Source organism: Paenirhizobium cremeum, from assembly GCF_022884085.1.
GTDB lineage: Bacteria > Pseudomonadota > Alphaproteobacteria > Rhizobiales > Rhizobiaceae > Allorhizobium > Allorhizobium cremeum.
This window is the reverse complement of the sequence record NZ_JAGGCS010000001.1, coordinates 630661-655864: the sequence shown is the minus strand read 5'-3', so window position 1 is coordinate 655864 and position 25204 is coordinate 630661. Positions and strand designations below refer to the sequence as shown.

23 protein-coding genes are annotated in these 25204 nt (G+C 60.5%); 12 read left to right on the top strand and 11 right to left on the bottom strand.

The genetic code is table 11. The features are described 5' to 3' along the window. Nucleotides 1-20: 20 nt before the first annotated feature. Both J5N58_RS03115 and aptA read right to left on the bottom strand, forming a co-directional pair. Entirely contained in the window at nt 21-530 is a 510-nt protein-coding gene (locus J5N58_RS03115; RefSeq protein ID WP_244709594.1) for a ClbS/DfsB family four-helix bundle protein, read from the bottom strand. Nucleotides 531-827: 297 nt separating this feature from the next. Next, complete coding sequence (gene aptA / locus J5N58_RS03110; RefSeq protein ID WP_113438628.1) at nt 828-2156, bottom strand: omega-aminotransferase AptA; 1329 nt, start codon at nt 2154-2156, stop codon at nt 828-830. Between the two features lie 297 nt (nt 2157-2453). Here aptA and J5N58_RS03105 point away from each other — a divergent pair, with 297 nt between their 5' ends. Further along, the gene (locus J5N58_RS03105) at nt 2454-4424 is read left to right on the top strand and encodes a PhoX family protein (protein WP_244709592.1); all 1971 of its coding nucleotides are present in this window, start codon (nt 2454-2456) and stop codon (nt 4422-4424) included. Nucleotides 4425-4621: 197 nt separating this feature from the next. On the opposite strand, the gene J5N58_RS03100 is transcribed toward J5N58_RS03105, so the two are convergent. The 5 genes from J5N58_RS03100 to J5N58_RS03080 form a co-directional block, all read right to left on the bottom strand. Then, entirely contained in the window at nt 4622-4939 is a 318-nt protein-coding gene (locus J5N58_RS03100; RefSeq protein WP_099058525.1) for an ArsR/SmtB family transcription factor, read from the bottom strand. 110 nt (nt 4940-5049) lie between these two features. Continuing rightward, on the bottom strand, nt 5050-5799 hold the full coding sequence (locus J5N58_RS03095; protein WP_244709590.1) for a HugZ family pyridoxamine 5'-phosphate oxidase: 750 nt from the start codon (nt 5797-5799) through the stop codon (nt 5050-5052). A gap of 44 nt (nt 5800-5843) precedes the next feature. Beyond that, complete coding sequence (choV, locus tag J5N58_RS03090; protein ID WP_244709587.1) at nt 5844-6893, bottom strand: choline ABC transporter ATP-binding protein; 1050 nt, start codon at nt 6891-6893, stop codon at nt 5844-5846. After that, entirely contained in the window at nt 6890-7750 is an 861-nt protein-coding gene (choW, locus tag J5N58_RS03085; protein WP_112831157.1) for a choline ABC transporter permease subunit, read from the bottom strand. The genes choV and choW overlap by 4 nt, the downstream gene beginning before the upstream one ends. A 91-nt stretch (nt 7751-7841) precedes the next feature. Beyond that, on the bottom strand, nt 7842-8795 hold the full coding sequence (locus tag J5N58_RS03080) for a choline ABC transporter substrate-binding protein (protein ID WP_244709585.1): 954 nt from the start codon (nt 8793-8795) through the stop codon (nt 7842-7844). Between the two features lie 211 nt (nt 8796-9006). Here J5N58_RS03080 and J5N58_RS03075 point away from each other — a divergent pair, with 211 nt between their 5' ends. From J5N58_RS03075 to J5N58_RS03035, 9 genes are all read left to right on the top strand, one after another. After that, nucleotides 9007-9492: an HXXEE domain-containing protein gene (locus J5N58_RS03075; RefSeq protein WP_244709583.1), complete on the top strand. Its 486-nt coding sequence runs from the start codon at nt 9007-9009 to the stop codon at nt 9490-9492. Between the two features lie 165 nt (nt 9493-9657). Further along, on the top strand, nt 9658-10044 hold the full coding sequence (locus tag J5N58_RS03070; protein WP_112831155.1) for a c-type cytochrome: 387 nt from the start codon (nt 9658-9660) through the stop codon (nt 10042-10044). 147 nt (nt 10045-10191) lie between these two features. Further along, nucleotides 10192-10644 (top strand): pseudoazurin, encoded by a 453-nt coding sequence (locus tag J5N58_RS03065; RefSeq protein WP_244709581.1) that lies wholly within the window; start codon nt 10192-10194, stop codon nt 10642-10644. A 255-nt stretch (nt 10645-10899) separates the two neighbouring features. Beyond that, entirely contained in the window at nt 10900-11988 is a 1089-nt protein-coding gene (locus J5N58_RS03060) for a hypothetical protein (protein ID WP_112831071.1), read from the top strand. Between the two features lie 108 nt (nt 11989-12096). After that, a complete protein-coding gene (locus tag J5N58_RS03055; RefSeq protein ID WP_244709578.1) occupies nt 12097-13245 on the top strand; it encodes a hypothetical protein in 1149 nt (382 codons plus the stop codon). A gap of 4 nt (nt 13246-13249) precedes the next feature. Further along, nucleotides 13250-14029, top strand: a complete 780-nt coding sequence (locus tag J5N58_RS03050) for a hypothetical protein (RefSeq protein ID WP_244709576.1) — start codon at nt 13250-13252, stop codon at nt 14027-14029. Nucleotide 14030: 1 nt separating this feature from the next. After that, nucleotides 14031-15944, top strand: coding sequence for an AAA family ATPase (locus J5N58_RS03045; RefSeq protein ID WP_244709574.1), 1914 nt, complete (start codon nt 14031-14033; stop codon nt 15942-15944). Next, on the top strand, nt 15941-17239 hold the full coding sequence (locus J5N58_RS03040) for a DUF6638 family protein (protein ID WP_113438644.1): 1299 nt from the start codon (nt 15941-15943) through the stop codon (nt 17237-17239). Before J5N58_RS03045 ends, J5N58_RS03040 begins: the two co-directional genes overlap by 4 nt. After that, nucleotides 17232-18341 (top strand): DUF2333 family protein, encoded by a 1110-nt coding sequence (locus tag J5N58_RS03035; RefSeq protein WP_113438632.1) that lies wholly within the window; start codon nt 17232-17234, stop codon nt 18339-18341. The genes J5N58_RS03040 and J5N58_RS03035 overlap by 8 nt, the downstream gene beginning before the upstream one ends. A gap of 49 nt (nt 18342-18390) precedes the next feature. On the opposite strand, the gene J5N58_RS03030 is transcribed toward J5N58_RS03035, so the two are convergent. The 3 genes from J5N58_RS03030 to J5N58_RS03020 form a co-directional block, all read right to left on the bottom strand. Next, a complete protein-coding gene (locus J5N58_RS03030) occupies nt 18391-18852 on the bottom strand; it encodes a PAS domain-containing protein (RefSeq protein ID WP_113339214.1) in 462 nt (153 codons plus the stop codon). Between the two features lie 46 nt (nt 18853-18898). After that, the gene (locus tag J5N58_RS03025) at nt 18899-19621 is read right to left on the bottom strand and encodes a helix-turn-helix transcriptional regulator (RefSeq protein WP_113339213.1); all 723 of its coding nucleotides are present in this window, start codon (nt 19619-19621) and stop codon (nt 18899-18901) included. Between the two features lie 158 nt (nt 19622-19779). Further along, nucleotides 19780-20241: an Lrp/AsnC ligand binding domain-containing protein gene (locus tag J5N58_RS03020; RefSeq protein WP_112831065.1), complete on the bottom strand. Its 462-nt coding sequence runs from the start codon at nt 20239-20241 to the stop codon at nt 19780-19782. A 110-nt stretch (nt 20242-20351) separates the two neighbouring features. On the opposite strand from J5N58_RS03020, the gene putA reads away from it, so the two are divergent. Together putA and J5N58_RS03010 are read left to right on the top strand one after the other, a co-directional pair. Next, nucleotides 20352-23471, top strand: coding sequence for a bifunctional proline dehydrogenase/L-glutamate gamma-semialdehyde dehydrogenase PutA (gene putA / locus J5N58_RS03015; RefSeq protein WP_244709572.1), 3120 nt, complete (start codon nt 20352-20354; stop codon nt 23469-23471). A 101-nt stretch (nt 23472-23572) separates the two neighbouring features. Continuing rightward, nucleotides 23573-24568: a COG3904 family protein gene (locus J5N58_RS03010; RefSeq protein ID WP_112831063.1), complete on the top strand. Its 996-nt coding sequence runs from the start codon at nt 23573-23575 to the stop codon at nt 24566-24568. Between the two features lie 26 nt (nt 24569-24594). Here the strand turns inward: J5N58_RS03010 and J5N58_RS03005 are convergent, their stop codons facing one another. Continuing rightward, entirely contained in the window at nt 24595-25110 is a 516-nt protein-coding gene (locus tag J5N58_RS03005; RefSeq protein ID WP_112831062.1) for a TIGR00645 family protein, read from the bottom strand. Nucleotides 25111-25204 lie beyond the last annotated feature (94 nt).

Here is a 25204-nt window from a genome sequence, read left to right as displayed (position 1 = left end):
TACGCATTACGCCGCATCCGTCACGCGGGATTGTTCCTGCGCCATTTGCGCAGACGATCGCAGGCATTGGCATAGGGCGATGAGGTGTTGAACTGGATCATCCGCCCCTGCGTCCACTTTTCATACCAGGGCCTGCCGTAGAGTGCCGCGTCGTCGCTTTGTCCGATCATCTCGACGATACGCGACTTTGCCGCATCGAGCCTTTCGAGCAGTTCCCCGTCGTCAAGGCTTTCATAATCCCGGTAGAATTTCTGCGCGAGGCGGCCGAGTTCGTTCCATTTGTAGCCCGTTTCGGGGAAATCCACCGTTTCGCCGGCAGCCTTCAGCGCATGCCATTTGAGAACGAGTTCGTTCCAGCCGAGAAGATAGGCGACGAGATCGTGGACGCTCATCGACGTGCCCGCCGCATGGCCTTCCATCGTTCGCTCCCGCCAGCGGGCGAACGGTATCTGGCCGAGTTCGCGCCTGAGCTTGTCGTATTCCCGCTCGATTGCCTGAAGGAGGTCGTCTTTGCTGGCCGGGACCGCCATTTTCTTTCCTTCTTGTTCCGTGACCATCGGCCTCAGACTGCTGACAAACCCTTTCTGAGCTGATCTCGTGCTCTGATCTTGCTTCCTCCACTGCCGTCATTCCGGCCTTGAGCCGGAAACCAGCGCGATCAAGCTTTTGATCGCAAAAGAGTCTCTTGCGCGATGGACATCGCGCTGCTGGATGCCGGAACAGGTCCGGCATGACGGAGACGGGAGCGTCGGCGATCTGTACGAGACTTTGTCAGCAGTCTCAGGCGGCCCTGCGGGCCGCCTTTTCATATGACGGATCTGCGGGGATCAGATGTTGTTCATCAGTACCTTGCGGAGCTTGGCGAAGAGCTCGTCGATCTGGTCCCTGGTGATGATGAGCGGCGGCGAGAGTGCGATGATGTCGCCGGTGGTGCGGATCAGCAGGCCGTCGTTATAGGCCTGCAGGAATGCGTTGAAGGCGCGTTTGGTCGGTTCGCCGGCAATCGGCTGCAGCTCGATCGCGCCGATCAGGCCGATATTTCTGATATCGATGACATTCGGGCAGTCGCGCAGAGAATGGAGCTGCTCTTCCCAGTAGGGGGCAAGCTCGCTGGCGCGGGTGAGCAAGCCTTCCTCCTTGTAGGTGTCGAGCGTGCCGAGGCCGGCGGCGGAAGCGATCGGGTTGCCGGAATAGGTGTAGCCGTGGGCGAACTCGATCAGGTGTTCCGGACCCGTCATGAAGGCGTCGTGGATCTCGGAGGTGACGAAGACGGCGCCCATCGGGATGACGCCGTTGGTCAGGCCCTTGGCGGTGGTGATGATGTCCGGCTTCACGTCGAAATACTGGGCGGCGAAGGGCGCGCCGAGGCGGCCGAAACCGGTGATGACTTCGTCGAAGATCAAGAGGATGCCGTGTTTGGTGCAGATCTCGCGCAGGCGCTGGAGATAGCCCTTCGGCGGGATGAGCACGCCGGTCGAGCCTGCGACCGGCTCGACGATGACGGCGGCAATCGTCGAGGCGTCGTGCAGCGCGACGATGCGTTCGAGCTCGTCGGCGAGCTCCATGCCGTGTTCCGGCTGCCCCTTGGTGAAGGCGTTCTTCGCCGGCTGATGGGTGTGCGGCAGGTGGTCGACGCCGGTCAAAAGCGTGCCGAACATCTTGCGGTTGCCGACGATGCCGCCGACGGACATGCCGCCGAAGTTGATGCCGTGATAGCCGCGCTCGCGGCCGATCAGGCGGAAACGGGTGCCTTCGCCCTTCACGCGCTGGTAGGCGAGCGCGATCTTGAGGGCGGTATCGACCGATTCCGAGCCGGAGTTGGTGTAGAAGACATGGCTCATGCCGTCGGGCGCGATGTCGACCAGCCGGTTGGCCAGTTCGAAGGCCTTGGGATGGCCGAGCTGGAAGGCCGGCGCATAGTCGAGTTCGCCGGCCTGCTCGCGGATCGCCTCGGTGATCTTCGGACGGCAGTGACCGGCATTGACGCACCAGAGGCCGGCCGTGCCGTCGAGCACCTGGCGGCCGTCATGGGTGGTGTAATACATATCCTTGGCGCCGACGAAGAGGCGCGGCTCCTTCTTGAACTGGCGGTTTGCCGTGAACGGCATCCAGAAGGCGCGCAGATCGTTGGGCGTGGTATTCAAGCGGTTGGACATTCATCTTCTCCATGGCCATTGCGTTGCGGGTGGCCATTTCCCGCCCGGTCGTGACGATACCGGAAAACCGAAAGCCGGCGCAGGTTAGCAGGGCGTCGAAGGTCGTCAACCGTGATCGCCGGTTATCCCGGAGGATGCGGTTTCCGGCGGGCGGCGGGGCCGGTTTCCTGCCCCGTTTTTCCGTCATCAAGGCTTCTTGCGGCTTGCATAAGCTTGCGCGCGCAGGGCGCAGCCGGAGCAGCGTTCATTGCATCTCATTCATCCATCGATCCATCCAGTCCTACTTCGGGAGCAGACATGTCCGACCGCCAGAAAACCAGGGCGCGGCCCAATCCGCGCCGCGCATTTGCCCAAACCTATGGAGAGGTGCTGGCTGCCGGCATCGAGCGCCGCAGCGTCTTGAAGGGCTTGCTGGCGGTTGCCGGCAGTTCCGTCGCCATGCCGTTCATCGGCGGCAAAGCCGAGGCAACGGAGGTTTCCACGCTCAGGTTCAACGAACTCAAGCGCGTGCGCGACCGCGAGGATCACTGGCCGGAAGGCTATGGCCGCCAGATCCTGGCGCGCTGGGGCGATGCCCTGTTTGCCGACAGCCCGGCCTTCGACGTGGCCAAGCTCGACGGCAAGGCGGCCGAGCGCCAGTTCGGCTACAACAACGACTTCACCTATTACATGCCGCTGCCCTTCGGCTCGGACAGTTCCGATCACGGACTGATGATCGTCAGCCATGAATATGCCACGCCTTTCCTGATGTTCCCCGGCCTGACGGATGAGGACTATCGCGAGAAGCTGACGGATGACCAGATCCGCGCGATCATGGCGTCGGTCGGTCTTTCGATCTTCGAGGTGCGCAAGGCCGGCGACAGGTGGGAGGTGGTGCTGGACGGCAAGCTCAACCGTCGCATCCATATGGGCACGGAGATGGCGATCTCCGGTCCCGCCGCCGGCGACGAGCGTCTGAAGACCAAGGCCGATCCGGCCGGCAGGACGGTGTTCGGCACCATCTCGAACTGTAACGGCGGCATCACGCCCTGGGGCACCATGCTTTCCGGCGAGGAAGGCTCGATGGATGTGTTTGCCGGGGACTACACCACGCTTGCGAACCGGGAGCTGGTGGAGCGCCAGGGCTGGGACGAGGAAGACAACGATATCTACGGCGTCGGCCGGATCGAACCGCGCTTCAAGTTCGAGGAAGAGCCGAACGAATGGATGCGCTTCGACTGGGTGGTCGAGATCGATCCGCTCGATCCGACGGCAAAGCCGGTGAAGCGCACGGCGCTCGGGCGCTTCACCCATGAGGGCGCGCAGTGCACGGTGGCTCCCGATGGCCGCGTCGTGGTGTTCATGGGCGACGACGACGACTTCGAATATCTCTATCGCTTCGTCAGCCGCGATCCCTGGAACCCGAACGACCGCGCCGCCAATCGGGACCTGCTCGACAACGGCACGCTCTCTGTCGCCAAATTCTCGAGCGACGGCGCCATGCAGTGGCTGCCGCTCGTCGCCGGCGAGGGGCCGCTGACGGCCGAGGCCGGGTTCAGGAGCCAGGCCGACGTCGTGCTCAACACCCGAGGTGCCGCCGATCTCCTGGGTGCGACGCCGATGGACGCGCCGGAAGGTTTCGTCGTGCATCCGAAGACGGGCAAGCTCTACGTCGCCATGACGGAGAACGAGAACCGCCTTGCCGCCGGCGAGGGCGAGGAACGCGAGCAGGTCAACCCGGCCAACCCGCGCGGCCCGAATCCGCACGGTCATCTTCTGGAACTCGTGCCGCCCGGGGGAGCCGAGAAGCCGGACTTCGCCGCGGAAAGCTTCCGCTGGGATGTGTTCGTGCTTTGCGGCAATCCGGCCGTGGCCGAGGAGAGGGCTATGTTCCATCCGGCGACCTCCGAAAACGGCTGGTTCACCGATCCGGACAACCTGTCGGTCGATCCGGCAGGGCGTCTCTGGGTTGCCACCGACGGTCCGCCGCCGGCCGGCATTGCCGATGCACTTTTCGTGATGGACACCGAGGGCGAGGGCAGGGCGCTGCCGAAACTGTTCTACGTGGCCCCGGTCGGCTCCGAATGCTGTTCGCCGACGTTCACGCCGGATGGCAAGGCGGTGTTCGTTTCCATCCAGCATCCCGGCGAACTGCGCTTCGAGGATGACGAGGATGCAACCTCCATCGCCGATGCCGGCACCGGCTGGCCGGACTTCAAGGACGGCCTGCCGGCGCGCCCCGCCCTGATCGTGCTCAGCCGCGACGACCAGCAGGTGCTCGGCAGCTGACCTGCCGCGGCCCGAACCGGGCTCCCTAAATCCTGTGGCGGGGCCGGGACGGCGTGGCATCGAAAAACAAAACCGGCGGATTTCAGATCCGCCGGTCAAGAATGATCCGGTTTGGTGATGTCAATCGCCGCATGTTCCCGGCCGTGCGGTCATCGCATGGCCCACGGATTATCGCTGCCGGGATGGCAGCGCTGTCATTAGGCGGCAGTCTTGCTAGCGCTGGTCTGGCAATAAATGTCTTCCAGCGTTTCGAGGATCTTGATAACCGACTCGGAGGTGCTGGAATAATAAATCGTCTGCGCATCACGGCGCGTCTTCACGAGCTTCTGGGCACGAAGCTTGGAAAGATGCTGCGACAGGGCCGACTGGCTCAGGCCGACCTGAGTCGCGAGGACGCCGACCGGCACTTCTCCCTCGACGAGAGAGCAGAGGATCATCAGCCGCTTCGGGTTGGCCATCGCGGAAAGGAGACCGGCTGCGGCAATCGACTGTTCAGACAAAGCTTTTGTTTTCATGACTTCAACTTTCCTTTGTCGGAGCCCTGGGAGGGGGCGACCGTTTGCAATCCTTCAAATTAGCTATGGTCAAACTCTAACAACAAGCTGCTAATTGTATATGCCTAAATTTAAGGTATCGGGTTTGCTGTTTTAGATATAGCTGAATTCAAATCCGCTGGTGAAGCAAGCAGGTGCTCGAATTCATGTCTGGCCAGAAAATCGCCGCAAATAAGGTCGATTCCAGCCCTATCTATGCCGCAAAACAACCATTTTCCGGGCTTCTGCCCGCATCGCGTTGTGGCGATCCGAGCGGCGGCATCCGGAAACCTCACCATTAATTCTTGTAGTGTCCCGCTTTCGTTTTCCCACAATGCGCCATCGGGAAAGGAGGGAATCACGAAGTCCTCGGCGGACAGAACGTAGGCCTTTCCGAAGCCGCCGTTGAGACTTGCCGCCTGCGGCACGAGGCAGAAAAAGCGGAAATCGGGAAAGTCGATATAGAGCCTCGCCTTGGGATGGCGGGCGATGAAACGGGCGCGCAGCTTGAGATGTTCGGCGCTCTCCCGCTCGACCGTTTGGGCGAGGCATTGCACCGTTACGCGCGGATAGGCAAGCGGATCGCCCTTGCCCGGTTCGCCGGCGAGAAGCGAGACCCTGTCGTCGGCGAGCAGGGCCCTGGTATGGGCGGAAAGCCCGGACACAAGGATCACCGCGCTGCCATCGGTGTCCGTTCCGAGCAGGACCCGGCTGACGGAGGGAAATCCGCTTTCCGGATCGATCACGGAGAGTGCCGCATAGCGCGCCGACCGCAGGAGCCGGCGCGCGAGCCCTCGCGCTTCGTCATCCGTTTCGCGAATGACCGATGGTTTGTCCGACATGTACCTTCATTCCCGAAATGCGGGCGCATTTCATGGCCTTCCGGTCATGCCTTGCGGCGATGCCTCGTCAGGCCGTTGACGACATCCTGGGACGAGATGGTGCCGATGACGGCTCCGTTGTCAACAACGCCGATCGTCCCCAGGTGGCGGGAGAGCGCATCGAGGATCTCGACCAGCGGCGTTTCCGGCTTGGCTGTGCCGGCGACAGTGCCCTGACCCGAGGGAGCATCGAGGCCCGACGCCATGACATCGCGCGCGGTCAACATGTTGATCGGGTTCATGTTCTGCACGAAATCCGCAACATACTGATCGGCCGGATTCTGGACGATTTCCTGCGGCGTGCCGCATTGGATGATCCGTCCGCCTTCCATGATGGCGATGCGGTTTCCGATGCGGAAGGCCTCGTCCAGATCGTGGCTGACGAAGAGGATCGTCTTCTTGAGGCGGGACTGGAATTCCAGAAGCTCGTCCTGCAGGCGCGTGCGAATCAGCGGGTCGAGCGCCGAGAACGGTTCGTCCATCAAAAGGATGGGGGCGCCGGTGGCAAAGGCGCGGGCAAGGCCCACGCGCTGCTGCATGCCGCCCGAGAGCTCGTTGACCTTGCGGTTGGCCCATTTGGTGAGGTTGACGAGTTCGAGCTGCTCGGCGACCGTTCTGGCGCGTTCGGCGTCTGCAACGCCCGCAAGCTCGAGGCCGAAACCGACGTTTTCCGCAACCGTGCGCCAGGGCAGGAGCCCGAACTGCTGGAACACCATGGAAACCGTGTGCATGCGCAGGTCGCGCAGGGCCTTCGGGCTTGCCCGATAAGGATCGACATTGCCGTGGGGCGTCCTGACGCTGACATTGCCGCGCACGACCGGCGCAAGGCCGTTGACCGCGCGCAGGAGGGTCGACTTGCCGGAGCCGGACAGGCCCATCAGGACGAGGATTTCGCCTTCCTTGACCGCAAGCGAAGCACCGGCGACGCCGAGCACAAGGCCGGTCTCGACGCCGATCTCGTCACGGGTCTTGCCCTGGTCGACGAGGGCCAGCGCCTTTTCGGGGTTGTCGCCGAAGACGATATCGACATTTCCAAAAATGACGGCGTCGGTCATGCGTCGTCTCCCGTCTCGGAACTGCGGAACATGCGATCAAGGATGATCGCGAGGATGACGATACAGAGCCCGGCTTCGAAGCCCTTGGCGATGTTCACCGTGTTGAGGGCGCGAACCACCGGCACGCCGAGGCCGCTTGCCCCGACGAGGGCGGCGATCACCACCATGGACAGCGACAGCATGATGGTCTGGGTGAGGCCGGCCATGATCTGCGGCATGGCGAAGGGCAGTTCGACCTTGCGCAGCACCTGCGTCGGAGTGGCGCCAAAGGCGATCGCGGCTTCGACGAGCGCCGGCGGCGTCGAGATGATGCCAAGGCGCGTCAGCCGGATCGGAGCGGGAATGGCGAAGATGACGGTGGCGATCAGGCCCGGAACCATGCCGAGACCGAAGAGGATCAGCGCCGGGATCAGGTAAACGAAGGTCGGGATGGTCTGCATCAGGTCGAGCACCGGGCGCATGCCGGCATAGACCCATGCGCGGCGGGCGGCGGCGATGCCGAGCGGTATGCCAAGCAGCATGCTGACGGCTGTTGCGGCCAGAACCAGCGCCAGCGTCTCCATGGTTTCCTTGAAATAGCCCTGGTTCATGATGAGCAGCAGGCCGACGAAGGTAAAAAGGGCGATGGCGATCGACCGGCGCAGCCAGTAGGCGAGGGCGGCGATCGCAACGATCACGGCGATCGGCGGCGGGGCCTGTAGCACAAAGAGGAGGGCCTTGATGATCCGGTCGAGCGAATAGGAGAGCAGGTCGAAGAACCACTCGCCATTGTTCGTCAGCCAGTCCACGCCGGTCTTGGCCCAAGGGCCGATATTCAGTTTGCCGCTGGAATCCGCAAGCCAATCAGGTAACGAAATCACGTCGTTGCCATCCGTCTCAAGTTTCGGGAAAATCGACTGTCAAACGCACCGCGGCGATCATCATACGCCGTCGCGGTGCGTTCGGATATCAGAGGCCGAGGGCGCTCTTGACGGCTGCGGCAGCATCTCCGCCATCGAAGGTGGTGACGCCTGCAAGCCAGGGCTCGACGGCCGAGCCGTTGGCCTTCAGCCATTCGGTCGCAGCGACTTCCGGATCCTTGCCGTCGTTCAGGATCTTGCCCATGATCTCATTTTCCATGGGAAGCGAGAACTTCAGGTTGGTGATGAACTTGCCGACGTTCGGGCATTCCGTCGTGTAGTCGGCGCGAATGTTGGTGAAGACGTTGGCGCCGCCGAAGTTGGGCCCGAAGATGTCGTCGCCGCCGGTCAGGTAGCTCATCTTGTAGTTGGCGTTCATCGGGTGCGGTTCCCAGCCGAGGAAGATGACCGGGGTGCCGTCCTTCTCTGCGCGGGCGACCTGCGCCAGCATGCCCTGTTCGGAGGATTCGACGACCTCGAAGCCCTTGAGGCCGAAGGTGTCCTTCTCGATCATGTCGAGGATCAGGCGGTTGCCGTCATTGCCCGGCTCGATGCCGTAGATCTTGCCTTCCAGCTCGTCCTTGTGGGCGGCGATGTCCTTGAAGTCCTTGATGCCGAGTTCAGCGCCCTTGGCGTTGGTGGCAAGCGTGTACTTGGCGCCCTCGAGGTTCGGCCCGTATGATTCGACCGACTTGTCGTCGAGGAAGGGGCGAACGTCGTTTTCCTGGGTCGGCATCCAGTTGCCGAGGAAGACGTCGATGTCCTTGTTCTTCAGGGACTGGTAGGTGACCGGGACGGAAAGGACCGTGGTGGCGGGCTCATAGCCGAGCGCCTTCAGGACCACGGAGGCGGTGGCGGTGGTTGCCGTGATGTCGGTCCAGCCGACGTCGGAAAACCTTACGGCCTTACAGCTTTCGGCGTCCGCCGCAAAGGCTGCGGACGTAAGCGCAAAAAGCGATGCGGCGGAGGCGAGGGCGAGCCGCCGAAAGGACGAACTATACATTATGATGCTCCCTTTTTTTAATGTTCCCAAGTCAACATTCAATACCGCATAATTGCAAGCGTGATGGCGCGTTTGCGGCGGATCGTGGTCCCGATTTGCGACGTGGCAATTTTGGAAGCGATTTTTGCGCTGCGAAGCGGGGGCCATGGCCCCCGCAGCCGTCCCGCGCATCCGGCGGTCGCCTGACCTTTTTATTTGGGAGATTTCAATAATGCTTGCGATACTGGCCTGGCTGGCCATGGCCGCCTATGCGGCCCATGTCCTTGAGGAATACACGCTGGACTGGCGCAACTGGGCGCGGGCGGTGATCGGCCTGCCGGTGGAATGGAGCGACTTCTTCGTCACCAATTCCGTGGTGGTCGCGCTCGGCATCGCGGCTGCGATGCTGGCCGAGACATTCCCGTTTGCCGTACTCACCTATGCGGCCCTGATGCTCGTCAATGCCGTCTTCTTTCACATCCTGCCATTCCTCCGTACGGGAGGCCGCTTTTCGCCCGGTCTCTTCACCGCGGTGACCATGTTCCTGCCGCTCGGCCTTGCCGTGATGGTGGAAGCGATCCGGAGCGGCACGGCCGGACCGGCGACCATCGTTCTCGCTTTTGTCGGCGGCGGTCTGCTGATGGCCTATCCCGTGGTGCTGCTGAAGCTCAAGGACCTGCCTTATTTCCGGCAGTCAAGCGAGGAAGCAAGAGGCTGACTTCTCCTGGTTCTTTCTCCGTAGCAAAGAGAAAGGGAGGCCGATGCCGGTTGATCCGCGTCAAGTCGCCCTGTCGTCGTCCGCATTAAAGTTTTATAAGGTTCCTCGCCGAGGCGCCGGAGGATGTCGAGGGCGCCATCCCCTATGAACAACGAGGAAAACCCGATGAAGCTTCAATGTCTTGTTCTTGCCGCAGTCATGGCCATGCCGGCGGGCATCGCGTTTGCCGACGGCGATCCGGTCGCTGGCGCCAAGGTCTTCAAGCAATGCATGGCCTGCCACACGGCGACCGAGGCGAAGAACAAGGTCGGCCCGACGCTGATGGGTATCATCGGCCGTCCGGTGGCGAGCGTTGCCGACTATAAATATTCTCCGGCCATGACCACCTTCGGACAGGGCAAGGTGTGGAGCGAGGAAGAACTCGCCGCCTACCTGCCGAAGCCGAAGGATCTGGTGCCGGGCACGAAGATGGCCTTCGCCGGACTGAAGAAGCCGGAGGATATCGCCAACATCATCGCATATCTCAAGAACCCGGCCGCCGTCGGGAACTGAAATTGACAAAAGGCGCATCCGGTTTTTTCGCCGGGCCGGATGCGTCGGCTTGCCGCATTTGATTCCGGTCAAGGATGGCCATGTTCTGCTCGGGTAAGACCCAACCCGGATAATCCGCGAGGTGCGGTTTTCGCTCAGGAGTCATAAATGCAGAACAAGGTCATTCGTTTCGTCGGCGCCGCCGCTGTTGCCGGTTTCTTTGCCGTTCCGGCCTTTTGCGCCGACATTGAAGTGAAGATGCTGAACAAGGGCAGCAATGGCGAGGCCATGGTGTTCGAGCCGGCCACGGTGAAGGCTGCCGTCGGCGACACCATCACCTTCGTGCCCACCGACAAGGGACATGACGCGGCCTACATGAAGGACATGGTTCCGGAAGGCGTCGAACTGGCGAAGAGCAAGATGAACGAGGCTCTCAAGGTCACCGTCGACAAGGAAGGCGCTTACGTCGTGAAGTGCACGCCGCATGTCGGCATGGGCATGGTGGCGCTGGTCGTCGTTGGCGAGGGCGCTCCGGCCAATCTCGACGCCATCAAGGCCGGAAGGCTGCCGAAGAAGGCGCGCGAGCGGCTTGACGCCGAGATCGCAGCACTCGGCCTCTGATCGCTCGCCGTTGTTTTTACTGGGAAAGCCGGGCGGATGCTGCCCGGCTTTTGCTGTTACCGGGTTTTCAAACGGAAGAAATAAGATAAGTTCGTCAGATAGAGCGTTTCCGGCGAAAACGGAGTCGCCAGCGATGCTCTATATCTTTGTTTTTACGCAATTCCGGACGCAAAACCGGTTCCCACTTTTGCTGGAATTGCTCTAGAAAGCGGCGGTCTTTCCGCTCACAATACTTGTTTCGGGAGATGATCCAGCATGGCCTCGCTACAGTCCTTCGACAGTGAAATCGAGAAGACCCGCAGCATCGTCAACGAGATGAAAAGCAAGCTGGAGCAGTCGGGCGTTGTGCTCGACCAGTTCGCCAAGGCCGAGACGAAGCTCGGCGACGTCAATTTCGATATCGAGAACGCGCGTATCCAGGACGTCATCAACCAGCAGAAGGTGATGGAGGCCAACATTGCCGATCTGATTATCGGGCTGGAGGACGCAACCAATGTCTTCGGCTCGGAATTCGAGAGCATGAAGAGCTATACCGGCTATGAGAAGTTCATCGGCATCTTCTCCAAGCAGAGTGCGCAGCGCATGCGAACGGAGCGGGTGCGCAACATGTCTTTGGCCGGCAACCTGCAGGAGTTGCTCTCGAAGTCCGACAGCATCGTCGGCATCCTGAAGGACCAGCGCGGCGTACTCGATCAGCGTTACAAAAGCTCGGAAGCGAGCCTGATCCAGGTGATCGAGCGCCGCAAGGGCACGATCGCCAGCCTTGAAGCAACGCAGAAGCGCATCGAGGAACTGAACCCGATGCTGCTCGACATCGAGAACAAGATCGCTGCCTCGACGGACCAATCGGCCCGCACCGAGCTGGAAGGCGAGCGCTCCAGGCTTGCGACCGAATACAACCAGATGCAGGCCAAGGAGCAGGAACTGCTGGCGGAAAGCCAGACGCTCGAACGCTATACCTCGATGTTCCAAACCTTCGTCGATTCGCTCAACAACCAGATCGCCGCGCAGAACACGCTCATCAACAAGCTGACGATCGACACCGAACAGCGCATCGTGCTCTACAAGGCGCTCGAAGATTCGCTGAAGACTGCCGCCCAGCAGGACGTCGCCCACAAGATCAACACGCTCGGCAGCCAGGTCGACACCGCCGCGGAAGAGACCATGGCCGGCATCGGCTCCGCCGCCCAGCGCCATATCGGCGATCTTCTCGAACTGCACGAGAAGAACATGCTCTCCACCCAGGACATCCAGCGCCGCAAGAAACTCGCCGACGAGGCTTTCGCCCGCCGTTTCCAGGCGGTGCTCGAAAAACACAATGCGGCGAACTATGTGAAGTCCTGACCGGCCGGGCAGAACGCCGAGTTTGGATGTCTGGCGCATGGGAGACGCAAGCGTGTCGGAAATACCCCCCTTTGTCCTTGAATCGGAAAAAATGACAGGGCGGGTGCCATGCTGAACGCTCAGGACGGCCCTGTCGCCCAGTATTTCCAGTCGATCCGGGCCGCGCTCGGCGGGCTGGAGATCTACCTGCGCAATCCCGACATCGTGCTGCCGGGAAGCGGGGCGGCCGGGGCGCTGCTCCTGCCCTATGTCGAGCGGCTCAGGAATTCCTTCGCCTGCTGGGAGAACCGTATCGGCTTTACCGAGCAGTTCCGCATTTCGCGGGCAGAAAGCGGCTTTCCCGTTTTCCAGAATGTGCTCGAACTGGAAAACGACCGGACCAATGCCGAGAAGCGGCTTTCCGAAATCCCCGAGGCTGGGGCGCTCAGGGCGGAGATGGTCGATTTCATCCTGCGGCAGAAGGCCTTTCCCGAGGCGCTGCAATCGCGGATGGCGGAGCGGCTTTATCTGGAGCAGATCGGCCGGGGCGCGATCTTCTCGCCCTATGTCCTGCCGGAGACCGTGCGCGTAACAGTCAACGAAACCAGCCGGCGGCCCTATTATGTCGTGAGCTGGGCTGTGTTCGACGGCACGAACACGCTGCCGATGATCTATATCGCCGGCATAGAGGACAGTTCCGCCAATGTCGCGAAGCTCTTGGTGGGAGAGGACGGCAAGCTCAATCCCGATGTCGATATTCCGTTGCCGGTCGGCGGCCTGCTGAACCCGGAACTTGCCGCGCAGTTCGACGATTTCGCCGGCAAGAACGGCGCCTATTCGCTGACGCCGGCGACGATCGCCACAAACATGGACAAGGATTTCCCGACGCTGCATCCGAAGCTTCTTCGGCGCATCGTGCTCGGCCCCTTCTATTCGGCCGGGATCACGGAGAACAACGCCCGGATCAACGAGATCCTGTCACGGGTGCGCAAGCCGGAAAACGCCTGGCTTCTGACATGGACGATGCAGGAAATTTTCTCCAAGGCGGAGCGCCCGGCACAGCGCGGTTTCTTCTCCTCGACGCCGGCCACACAGGAATTCCATATCGAGACCGGCGATCTTGAGGCGGCGCGCATGGGCGTTTCGGCTTATGAAAAACATGCGCTGGTGCCGCATGACGCCTATCAGGCGCTCTATGCCTCCGGCGAGGCCAATGCCATCTTCGGCAACTACAAGGTCCATGTGATTTCCGGCAACAACGTGGTCAGCGAGGTGTGAGGTGATGAACATTGTCGGTGACCTTTCTCGCCAAGTGCGCTGGCTCCAGAAAGTGACTTTTGCTGTTGCCGGAGTTCAAGTTTTCTCAGTTTTTCCCGGCAGCGCGGGCGGAATTGTTTCTGATACGGTTAAAAGGCTTGTTGTGGGCTTTAAGTCAGTTACCGAGCATATTTGGCGAGTTATTGGTCAGTTTATTCAAATTGATTTCCGAGGTTACGAGGATGAGCTTACGTTTTCGATGTTGGTTCTTCTGCCATATGTGATGCATTTAAAGGGCGTGAAATTTGAATCTCCTGTTATGGATGAGAATAAAATTCTTTCAGTGTTAAATGTTTTATCTTTTTTATTTGTTAACTATGTTTTTTTTAATAGAGAATATGACTACAGTGACTTAATTTATCAGGTTAGACTTAGATCGTCGCTTGCTGCGGCTCCATTTTTATTTATATTTTCTATTGCTTTGTTTTTGTCATTAAAAAATGACATAGAGTATAGATTTTATATAAAATTTTCACTTATTTATGTTTTGTCAACTTTTTTCATGGTGTGTCTATTTTATATTATTCAGGATTTTGATTATTTTCTGGAATTTAGGTCGCCCGTAGTTTTTTTAGTTGCTTCATTTCTGTCAAATTTGGCTTATTTTTTCGCCGTTGCGTGTCGTGTTGATGGATATTATCCACTTCTTTTCTGTTGTGTCTGTTATTTATTTTATTTTTGTATGGATAAAATACTCCAATGGGCGCCAGCAATAGACCGTTGCCTATCCAGTCTGGGAGCCTGAAATGGAGATATCTCTAGCGACCATCCGCGAGGACGAGATCCGCAAGCATCTGGCGGTGGCGCAGGGGCTTGTGACCCGCGCCGTGTTGATCGATGCGGGAGAGGGGTCGGGCGGCACGCCGCTTGCCGGTACCGGCAGGCGCTTCGTGTCGACGGTTTCGACGGGATCGGTCCGCCGCACGCGGGAGGTCGAGCTGTCGAAAACCGTGCAGGCGGTCGGCGGTGGCGGCGATCCGCTGATGACACCGCAGCAGCATGCGGTGCTTTATCGCGTTCGCCGCGGCATTCAGGTGGCGTTGGCGATTGCCGATGTGTTTGCCCGCCAGACCGATCTCGAGCAATTGCAGGCACGCAATCTTTCCGCTCCCCTGCAGGGCGAGGATGCCGGCCGGTTCAAGGCGCTTCTTTCCGCATCCGCCTATGTCGCCGCGTTTTCGCTCGCTGCCTATCTTCTCTCGACGCTTCAGGGCGAGGGCGAGCCGGTCAACGATGCGCACGAACCGGATTTCCTGTTCGATACACCGCAGGACGCGCTGAAGAGCATGGTCACCGGGCTCGATGCCGCAATTACCGGGTCGGCGGATGAGGCGACACTCATCAGCCGTGCCAGAGGTTTTGCACGCGCGGCCATCGACGGGCTGATCGGGCGGAAGGCGCGGTTCACAGGCCTTTCGGTCTTCGAGAACACCCATATCCGGATCGATCAGGACGATTTCACGCTGGATGGCTTCGATGTCGCGCCCGGCGCCCGGCGCAAGCCGCTCTCCATGACCTTCAAGAAGCCGGAGGAAATCGTCGGCAATCACATCGCCAAGTTCCAGGCGATGAAGCTTGCCAAGATGATGATGGCCTACGACTTCGACCGGCAGATGAACCCGTTCGTCGAGCTTGGGGGCTTTCTCTTCACCTTTATCGGCGACGGCATGCCGGGCACCGGCAAGACCATCCTGATCCAGATGCTGGCGGGGCTTCTGAACGATTACTGCCAAGTGGCGGGCTATGCCTTCCATTACGAGAATTTCGGCGTCGACCAGATTTCCTCCTATCAGGGCAAGTCCGGCCAGAACTGCAAGGCTTTCATCGACAACGTCACCAATCCGCGCGTGATCGGCTTCGGCACCATCGACGACGTCGATCAGGTGGCGGCGAAGCGTTCCGACGACCGAGCGTCGGCCGGCCAGCATGAGGTGACGGCGGTGCTGATGGAGAGCTTTGCCGGTGCCTCGACCGTGGTGCGCGGCAATTGCTGCTTCGGCATGTTCTCCAACTATCCGGAGAATGTCGACGATGCGCTCCGCCAGCGGGCCGGCGCGCGCTGGCTGATCGACGGGCCGCAGAGCGAGGCCGATTATATCGACATCTTCGCGCTTTTGATCGGCAAGAACCATTCGATCCCGCTCGGCGAGCACCAGCTTTTCGCCAATCAAGAAATCAAGCGGGCGGTGTCGGTATCCTATGACAAGCACAACCGTCCGGAGGAGGACGGGCTGGTGGCGGTCTGGCAGCGGTTCGAAAAGAACCATGGCAGGATCGAGACGCTCGCCGACATCGGCGCCTACCTCCACGAGATCAAGCTTGCCGAACCGCGCTTCACCGGCCGTGCGATCAAGAACATCACGGACGCGATCAAGATGCGGGTGATGGATATCGAACTGCCGGACGAGTGGTTCTCCGCGCCGGAAGCCTTCATGCATCGCAGCTACGACGAGAAAAAGGCGATGATCGCCGAGCTTCGCGGCCCCGTGACGATGGAGATGATCTGCCAGGAGATCAACCGCTATGCCGACAGCGAATTCCGCTATGCCGACAAATCCGACGACGCGGCGGTCGCCGACATCATCAGGCGCGAACGCCTGCGCGAAAGGGCGGTCGGCGAGATCGAGACGATGAAGCGGGAAGGGAAGTGGCAGCCGTGAACCGTCTTCTCGAAGCCGAACTGATCTACGGCAGGTTGCTCACGATCCGGGAGCCGCATCTGATCGAGCGTTACAACAAGGCGCTTTCGGGCTTCGGACTTAAGCCCACGGCGCTTGCCGAATTCGATATCGACATGACCGGTTTTTCCCCGCAGATCGCGGCGGAGCTTGGAGACCGGGACTATCTCGATCCCAACAGGGTGAACCGGCGTTTCGTGGTGATGACGCCGGATCAGGAAAACCTGCCGGTCGTTCATACGAGTTTTTCCAATACCGCCGGCCTGATGCACGAATTCTATCGGGCGAACGCCAGGGCGATCAACGCGATCACCATCAAGGATGCGCTCTACGGCGAGATCGAGGATTCGGTTTCCTCGGTCGAGAGTCTCGAAGATCTTCTCTCTATCAACGAGGTGCAGTTCAAGGTGCTCTCCGCCGAGGACGTGCTCGGCAAGGCGGGGGAACTCAGGCAACTCGCCGACCGGCTGCAGAGCGATCCGGATGCCTGGCGCGATGACGCGATGCTGAACCGCATGGTGGAGCTGGCGAAGCTGACGGGGGATATCCGCCAGAACAGGCTGGTGCCGGATCAACTGGTCTTCCGGCATGACGCTTTCTGGGCCAATCATTTCGGCGGCGTCTACGTTTTCGTCGACGACAAGATCACCACCGTCATCTGCGATCCCGCCGCCCCCGGTTTTCGCCGCTCCCGGCCGTGGCAGGTGAGTTATATCTCGATCAGGGACCACGCGACGATCTTTGACTTTCTCGCGAAAACCGGCCGGATCGAACTGCCTCGGGCAAGCTGGGTGGAGGGGTCCGGACTGCTTGCCCAGCGCGCGGAGATGGCGGCACTTGCGCTTGCCTACCAGATCGATCCGGCGCTCGATTTTACCCGCATCGATGCGGTCTGGCTGCAGACCTTCCTGCACCGTAATGCGGAACTCGTCGCGCGCGACGGGGTCTATCCGTTCCTGCAGGAAATGCTGCGGCAGATCGCCGTGACCGGCAGCATCAAGATCGCCGACGTTGCGCCCGAGCGCCGCTTCCTGCTGATCCGCGCCCGGCCCGACCATGCCGATCAGTGGTTGACCAACCGGCTGATCTCGCAAATGGTGCCGTCGGACTTCGTGTCGCGTTTCATCTTCGACAAACAGGGCTTTTACGATGCCTATGAAGGATATAGCGACGGGTTTCGCGAATTCGTTGTATCGCGGCTGACGCAAACCTATCTGCAGGACAAAGCTTCCTTCCGCAAACGCCTCTACGGCATAGGAGACGACGACAATGCTTGATCCGGTCATCGCGTTTTTCCAGCGCGTCTTTGCCGCCATCGGCCGCGGCATAGGGCTCGCGGTCGCCTGGCTGCTGTGGCCCTTCATGGCTGCTCATGGCTGGTATCAACGCCGCAACTGGCTGATAAAGGGGCCGATCCTGCTGGCGATCGTTATCGCTATCGTCTTCTATGCGCAGTTCTTCTGGCGCACCCAGGTCTGGTACAATTTCAATCCGGACATGGTGAAGGCCTACGACTTCAACCAGCGAAGCGTGGCCGCCGGCCTTCAGGTGCCCGACAAGCCCAATGCCTGCCAGAACTCGGCGATCGTGACGATTGCCGCCGATCTCACGGACTTCAACGTCAACCAGAATATCTGGATCTCGTCGACGCTGCTCTACAAGCTCGGCCTGTTCGGCATGGACTGGGATCACACGCCCTTCTTCGACAACAAGGCCTCGTTCCAGCGCGGCGTCAACCAGGTCGTGCGCCGCGTGGCGATCGAGCTTGCCGACAATCTCGGCCGCGTGCGCGGCACCTCCGGCATCAACAACGACCTGCAGGATGCGCGCGGCAATATCCAGTTCGACGAGGGGACCTGGTATTTCGGCACCAATCCCTTCGGCTTCAAGACGCCCACGCCGGCCTATTATCGTTCGGCGGTCGAGAGCTGGCGCAAGTTCAATTCCGATCTGGAAACCTGCAAGGCCGTCTTCGATGCGCGTGCCGACAACCTGACCCAGGTGCTCGACCGGATGGCGAGCGATCTTGGCAATACCTCGGACATCCTGCGCCGCCGTTCGGAAGAGTATCATGCTGGCTGGTTCGACACGCGCGCCGACGACCGCTTCTGGTTCGCCTATGGCCAGCTCTATGCCCAGTATGCATTGCTGCAGGCGACACGGGCCGACTTCATGGGCGTGATCCGCGAACGGAACCTGACGGCCATCTGGACCGAGATGGAAAAGCAGCTCGAATCTGCGCTCAGAATCCAGCCCGCGATCATCTCGAACGGTGCCGAAGACGGCTGGATCATGCCCAACCATCTCTCGACGATGGGCTTCTATATCCTTCGCGTTCGCTCGAACATGGTGGAACTGCGCTCCGTTCTCGAGCGCTGAGTTTACGCGGGAAGGCCGGCCGGGCAGGAGGTCCGGCCGGCCTTCCCGTTCAGGGTTTCTCGTCGTCGGAAAAGGCGACGGTGCGCAGCCGTTCGAAGAACTCGTAGGTTATGCCGACGATCTCACCGGCCGTGCCCGGCTTTTCGCGAAACTTCCCGACCGTGCGCACGAACTTGTAGTTGCCCGTTTCGCCGAGTGCCCGGTAGATATTGTGATAGCTCTGTTTCTGCCGGCAGGTCCGCTCGAAGCTTTCCATCAGCATGGGCAGGTCGTCGGGATGGATGCGGGTGCGGAACTCAACCAGATTGATCTTGCCGTCATTGGCGGTCAGGCCGAATATCCGGAAGACATCGGGAGTGGCGTAGAACATGCCCGTGTCCAGGTCGATGCGCCAGAAGCCGTAAAGGCGGAACTCCTGGACGAGCTCCACGACTTCGTGTTCGGTCAGGCCGACGCTGGTACAGTCCTGATATTCTCTTTGCTGAAACTGGTCGAAACGCAGCGGATCCAAGAGGACGCCTCCAATCGCCGTCCGCGACTTTCCCGCGAATCAGCCGTTAGTTGATGAGCTTCAACCTGATGGCTTTTGCTACCAACTGGGTCCTGTTCACGCAATCCAGCTTTTTGATGGCATTCGTCATATAGGCATTCACGGTGTGGTCCGAAAGCGAAAGAATCTGGCCGATCTCGATGGAGGTCTTGCCCTGCGCCGTCCAGCGCAGCACTTCGAGTTCACGGGCCGAAAGTATGCCGGGACTGACCATTTCGGCCCTTCGCATGCGATCGAAGACATCGAAGGCATGCAGGCTTATCATGTTGAGTTCGTTCATCTCGACCTGGGAGAGGCGGGCGCGGTCGCCGTCATAGCGCAGGAAGAAGCGGTTGCCGTCGATCGATGTTACCGGAAACATCAGCCCGGTCATCAGGTCGTAGCGCGCCATCAACTCGCGCATGGCCGGTGGGAAATCGCGGCCGTTCGGGCACTCGCTGTCGCGCAGATACCATGTCTGGGGCAGGATCGACTTGTTGAGGCGCGGCAGGATCGGGCAGGCGCGGAGAAAGAAATTCCTGTCGAATTCGCGGGCAAACTGGGCAGGCAACGTGCTTTCGAGCACGAAAGGCGCCAGAACGACATCGTTCGGGCCGGGGGCCGCCATAACGGATATATGATCGAGACCGAACTCCCGTGCGACGCGCAGCATGCTACGCATGAAATCGGGACGTGTCCGGCTATTCGAAATTTCGTCGCTCAGAAGAGACTGACGTTCCGCGATCATCATAGGGACTATCGAAAGTTGAGAAAGGCAGCTATGTTAACGTTAACAAATATATCAGTTGCGGCGAAAAGCCAGCGTTTTTTCTCGCTCCGCCGTTCAATTTTCAAGCAGCCTTGGCGATCTGTTAATTTCTTGGGCAAAATCAGAGTGTTGCTGTAAACTTAAATTGGTAGGGACGAGCCCGATTTCACCTCTTCCATGACCGCATAAGTGTGAGTTTCCCGCACGCCTGGAAGTGGAAGGATAACCTCCGAGAGAAACTGACGGTAGGCCTCCATGCCGGCCACGCGCGCCTTGACCAGATAGTCGAAACCGCCTGCCACCATATGGCATTCCATGACGTCGTCGGAGCGTTTGACGGCGGCGGCGAAGGCGTCGAAGATGTCGGGCGTGGTGCGGTCCAGCTTGACTTCGATGAAGACGAGCAGGCCGCGCCCCAGCTTCTGCGGAGAGAGCACCGCCATGTAACCGGTGATGAAACCGTCGCGTGTCAGTCGCCGGACGCGCTCCGCCGTCGCCGTGGGGGAGAGGTGGACGCGCTCGGCGAGTTCGATGTTGGTCAGCCGGCCCTCTTTCTGAAGCGTGCGGAGGATCTTGCGGTCGAGACGGTCAAGTTCTTTCATCGATCTCTATCTTTTTCATCTTTCATGGTGATAGTCACGGACTTTATGCCAAAAATCAGCGAGCAAAGCTATTAATCTCTCTGTAGGTTGCCGATAACACGGAGGTGACGATGCTCAAGAATGCCACGCCAGATTTTCCCCAGTTCAACGCACCCTTTGCCGGCGACGACGACAGCCTCGTCAGGGCCTTTGCCGCACGGCTTTCGCTGTCGGACAGCCAGAACGCCTCGATCGATCGTCGCGCAACGCGCTTCATCGAAGCGATACGGGGGAACTCCGGTTCGATCGGCGGTGTCGAGGATTTCCTGCGGGAATACGGCCTTTCCACCCGTGAAGGCCTCGCCTTGATGGTGCTTGCCGAGGCGCTGCTACGCGTGCCCGATGCTCTGACGCAGGACAGGCTGATCGAGGACAAGCTGAAGGAGGGCGGCTGGAGCGAGCATGAGGCGCATGGCGACAGCTGGTTCGTCTCGGCTTCGGCCTGGGCGCTCGGCCTTTCCGCCCGCGTCATCCGTCCTGGCGAGACGCCCGAGGGCGTGGTGCGCGGTCTCGTCAAACGGCTCGGTCTGCCGACCGTCCGCAGCGCCACCAAGCAGGCGATGCGTTTCCTCGGCCATCATTTCGTTCTAGGCGAGACGATGAAGGACGCCTTGAGCCGCGCCGCCAAGAGCGAGGAGAAGGGCTATCGCCATTCCTTCGACATGCTGGGCGAGGGGGCCCGCACGGCAGAGGATGCCAGGCGCTATTTCAAGTCCTATGCGGCGTCGATCGAGTCGATCGGCGCCTTCATGGCCAAGCACGGCAAGAACAAGCAGTTGCCGGATCGCATGGGCATTTCGGTGAAGCTCTCCGCACTGCATCCGCGCTATCTCGCCACCCATCACGACCGGGTGATGCGCGAACTGGTGCCTGATCTCCTGAAGCTTGCTCAGATGGCCAAGGCCCATCAGCTTAATTTCACCGTCGATGCGGAAGAGGCCGACCGGCTGGAGCTTTCGCTCGATGTGATCGCCGCCGTCTTCTCCGATCCTTCGCTCGCCGGCTGGGACGGCTTCGGGCTTGCCATCCAGGCCTACCAGAAGCGCGCGCCGCAGGTGATCGACTATATCGACAACCTCTGCCAGACCTATAACCGGCGGATGATGGTGCGTCTCGTCAAGGGCGCCTACTGGGATACGGAAGTGAAGCGGACGCAGGAGCGCGGTCTTGACGACTACCCGGTCTGGACGCGCAAGCCGGCGACGGATCTCTCCTACCTCAATTGCGCATCCAAGCTGCTCGACAAGCGGGCGCGGATCTTCCCGCAGTTCGCCACCCACAATGCGCTGACGGTTTCCTCCATCCTCGAACTTGCGGGCGCCGACCGCAGCGGCTTCGAGTTCCAGCGCCTGCACGGCATGGGCGAGGCTCTCTACGACAGCCTCCTGTCCAGCAACGAACGCATCGCCTGCCGGATCTATGCGCCGGTCGGCGGTTACCGCGATCTTCTTGCCTATCTGGTTCGACGCCTGCTGGAGAACGGCGCCAACTCGTCCTTCGTGGCAGTTGCCGGCGACAAGAACGTGCCGATTGCCAAGCTGCTCGAACGGCCGGCGCAGCGGCTTGGGCTCGATCAGGGCATCAGCGCCCGCCACAGCCAGATTCCGCTGCCGAAAGAACTTTATGGCAAACGCCGCAACAGCGCCGGCTTCGAGTTCGGCCATCGCGAGAGCCTCGCCGGACTGTTGTCGCGGCTTGCCGGCGAGAATAAGTCCGTCGAAGCGGTTCCGCTCGTGCCGGGCGCCACCGGCCAGACCGAAGTCGTCAACATTCTTTCTCCATCGGATCGCAGCCGAAGGGTCGGTACCGTGCGCAACGCGGCCGTTGCCGATGTCGAACGCGCCTTTGTCGCGGGTCGCAAGGGTTTTGCGTCGTGGTCCAGGCAGCCGGTGGAAGCACGTGCCGCCTGCCTCGACAAGATGGGCGACCTTCTGGAGCAGAGCCGCGACCGCCTGCTGGCGCTTCTGGCCGCCGAGGCCGGCAAGACGCTGGATGACGGTATCGCCGAAATCCGCGAGGCGGTCGATTTCTGCCGCTATTATGCCGAGCAGGCACGCACGCTGTTTGTCGAGCCCGAGGTGATGCCGGGCCCGACGGGGGAGAGCAACCGGCTGCTCTGGCGCGGTCGCGGCGTCTTTGCCTGCATTTCTCCATGGAACTTCCCGCTGGCGATCTTCCTCGGCCAGATCTCGGCGGCACTTGTGGCCGGCAATGCGGTCGTCGCCAAGCCGGCGCCGCAGACCCCGCTCATTGCCTACGAGGCGGTGAAGCTCTTCCACAAGGCCGGCGTTCCGGCCGACGTGCTGATGTTCCTTCCAGGCGGTCCCGATATCGGTGCGGCCATTTCCGCCCATCCGTTGCTTGCCGGCCTGGCATTCACCGGTTCGACCGGAACGGCGCAGGCGATCAACCGGACGCTTGCCGCCAAGAACGGTCCGATCGTGCCGCTGATCGCCGAAACCGGCGGCATCAACGCGATGATCGTCGACGCCACGGCACTTGCCGAACAGGTGGCTGACGACGTCGTGATGTCGGCCTTCCGGTCCGCCGGCCAGCGCTGCTCGGCGCTGCGCATCCTCTATCTCCAGGAGGATATCGCCGAGGGCATGCTGGAGATGATCGAGGGCGCGGCGCGCGAACTCAATCTCGGCGATCCGGCGCTGACCACCACGGATGTCGGCCCGATCATCGATGAGAAGCAGACCGCGATGCTGAAGGGCCATGTCGAGGACATGCGCAAGACGCAGAAGGTCCGCTATTCCGGTCAGGTGCCGAATTCCGGCAACTTCTTTGCCCCGCACATCATCGAACTCGACAAGCCCGAGGCGCTGACCAGGGAAGTCTTCGGGCCCGTGCTGCATGTGGTGCGCTGGAAGGCGAAGGATCTGCCCAAGGTGATCGATGCGGTCGCCGCGACCGGCTATGGCCTGACGCTCGGTGTGCACAGCCGCATCGAGGCGACGATCCGCACCGTCACCGATGCGCTCGACACCGGCAATGTCTATATCAACCGCAACATGATCGGTGCGGTGGTGGGAACCCAGCCTTTCGGCGGTTCCGGCCTCTCCGGCACCGGTTTCAAGGCCGGCGGCCCCGCCTATCTGATGCGTTTTGCGCTGGAACAGGTGGTTTCCATCAACACCGCCGCCGCCGGCGGCAATGCCAGCCTGATCGCCATCGGCGAGGGCTGATCGGAAAGGCCGGAAAAACACGGCAAGAGGCTGGAGAATGCCTCTTGCCGTTTTCCAGACTCGATTGTTATCCTGCCCCGGATACAATCGGAACGTCTGTCGTGAGCTCTTGTTTTTCCGCTTTTTCCTTTCGCCTGCTGCTTTCTATTGTCATTTCCTTTTTGCTGTCGTTCTTGTTGGAGCCCGTGGCGGTCGGCCGTGCGAGCGCTGCCGAGCGCGTTCCGATGGATTTCATCGTCGTCATGCAGGCGGGGTGTTCGGAACGATGTCCCCGATGGATTTCCGCCGAGGGCGACATCGAGCCGGAGACGCCCGCGCGCCTGCGCAAGCTGCTGAAGTCGCTGGGAAAGCAGAAGCTTCCCATCGTACTTACCTCCAATGGGGGTGACCTGGAGGCTGCGTATGCACTGGGCCGCCTCATTCGCAAGAACAAACTGGATGTGGCCGTTGGCACGACCCGTTTGACGGGTTGCATCGAACCGTTGGTGCCGCGTTGCAAGACATCAAGGGTGGAGGACGGCGTCCCGGTTGGCAGGTCCTTTGTCGACGGTGGTTACTGCGCCTCGGCCTGTCCGATGATGCTTGCCGGTGGCGTACGGAAGTTTGCGCCTCTCTGGGACGCCCTCGGTGTGCATCAGGTAACAACGACCACCACGCAATACGAAGTTCAGTACGACATCCAATACAAGATGGTGAAGGGCAAGAAGAAGGTTATTTCGCGCAAGGAGGTCGGGCGGAAATATCTTGGGACGAAAACCTCCACCAAGCTGAGCAAGAGAAACACAGCAAACCTCGCAGCCTATCTCAAAGAGATGGGAGTGGACCGCAAACTGATCGATCTGGTGGAAAGCGCATCGCCTGATGACATATATTTGATCCATGCGGATGAAGCCATCCCGCTCGGACTTATCACGGCTGGTCTTGCCAAGAACGAAATGCCGATCGATGCGTTGTGCTCCGGTGATCTGTCGAAGTCGGGGCGCTGTGGGGTGACACCGGACGAACCATTGCCATTCGTGCCGCCGATCCCTGTCGCGAAACCGGTTCCAGCGGTCGGCAGCCCGGCGGAACTGACCGCCAAGCTGCAGGGTGGCTAACCGTCTGGAATCATCGAGGCCGGCGCTTACAAGCCCTTGTCTTCGTACTTGCCCTTGGACATCAGCTTTTCCAGGAAGCCGAGCATCACGGCGGAGACGACGAAGGTGAGGTGCATGAAGGTCAGCCACATGATCTTGCCGTCGGTATACTGATTGGCATTGAGGAAGACCTGCAGCAGGTGGATCGAGGAAATGGCGACGATAGAAGAGGCGACCTTGATCTTCAGGCTGCCGGCATCGAGCTTGCCGAGGAAGGATACTTCCGCGTCGGTCTCGTCGAAACGGCTGACGAAATTCTCGTAGCCGGAAATCATCACCATCACGATCAGGCTGGCGACCAGGGCGGCATCGATCAGGCCGAGCATGGCAAGGATCATCTCCGCATCGCCATAGTCGAAGACATTGCCCGCGACCTTGAGGAACTTGTAGCCGAAGGACACAGCATAGACGGCGAGGGCCGCGACGAGGCCGAGATAGAAGGCGACAAGAATCCAGCGGCTCGAGAGGATGATCTTTTCGACGAGCAGTTCCAGGGACTTCATCCTGCGGGTTCTCCATGGTCTTGGGGGACGGGCATGCGGCGAGAGATAAGGGGAGCCTTGCCGCATCGCAAGAGGACAATCGCCGCCGGGCTTA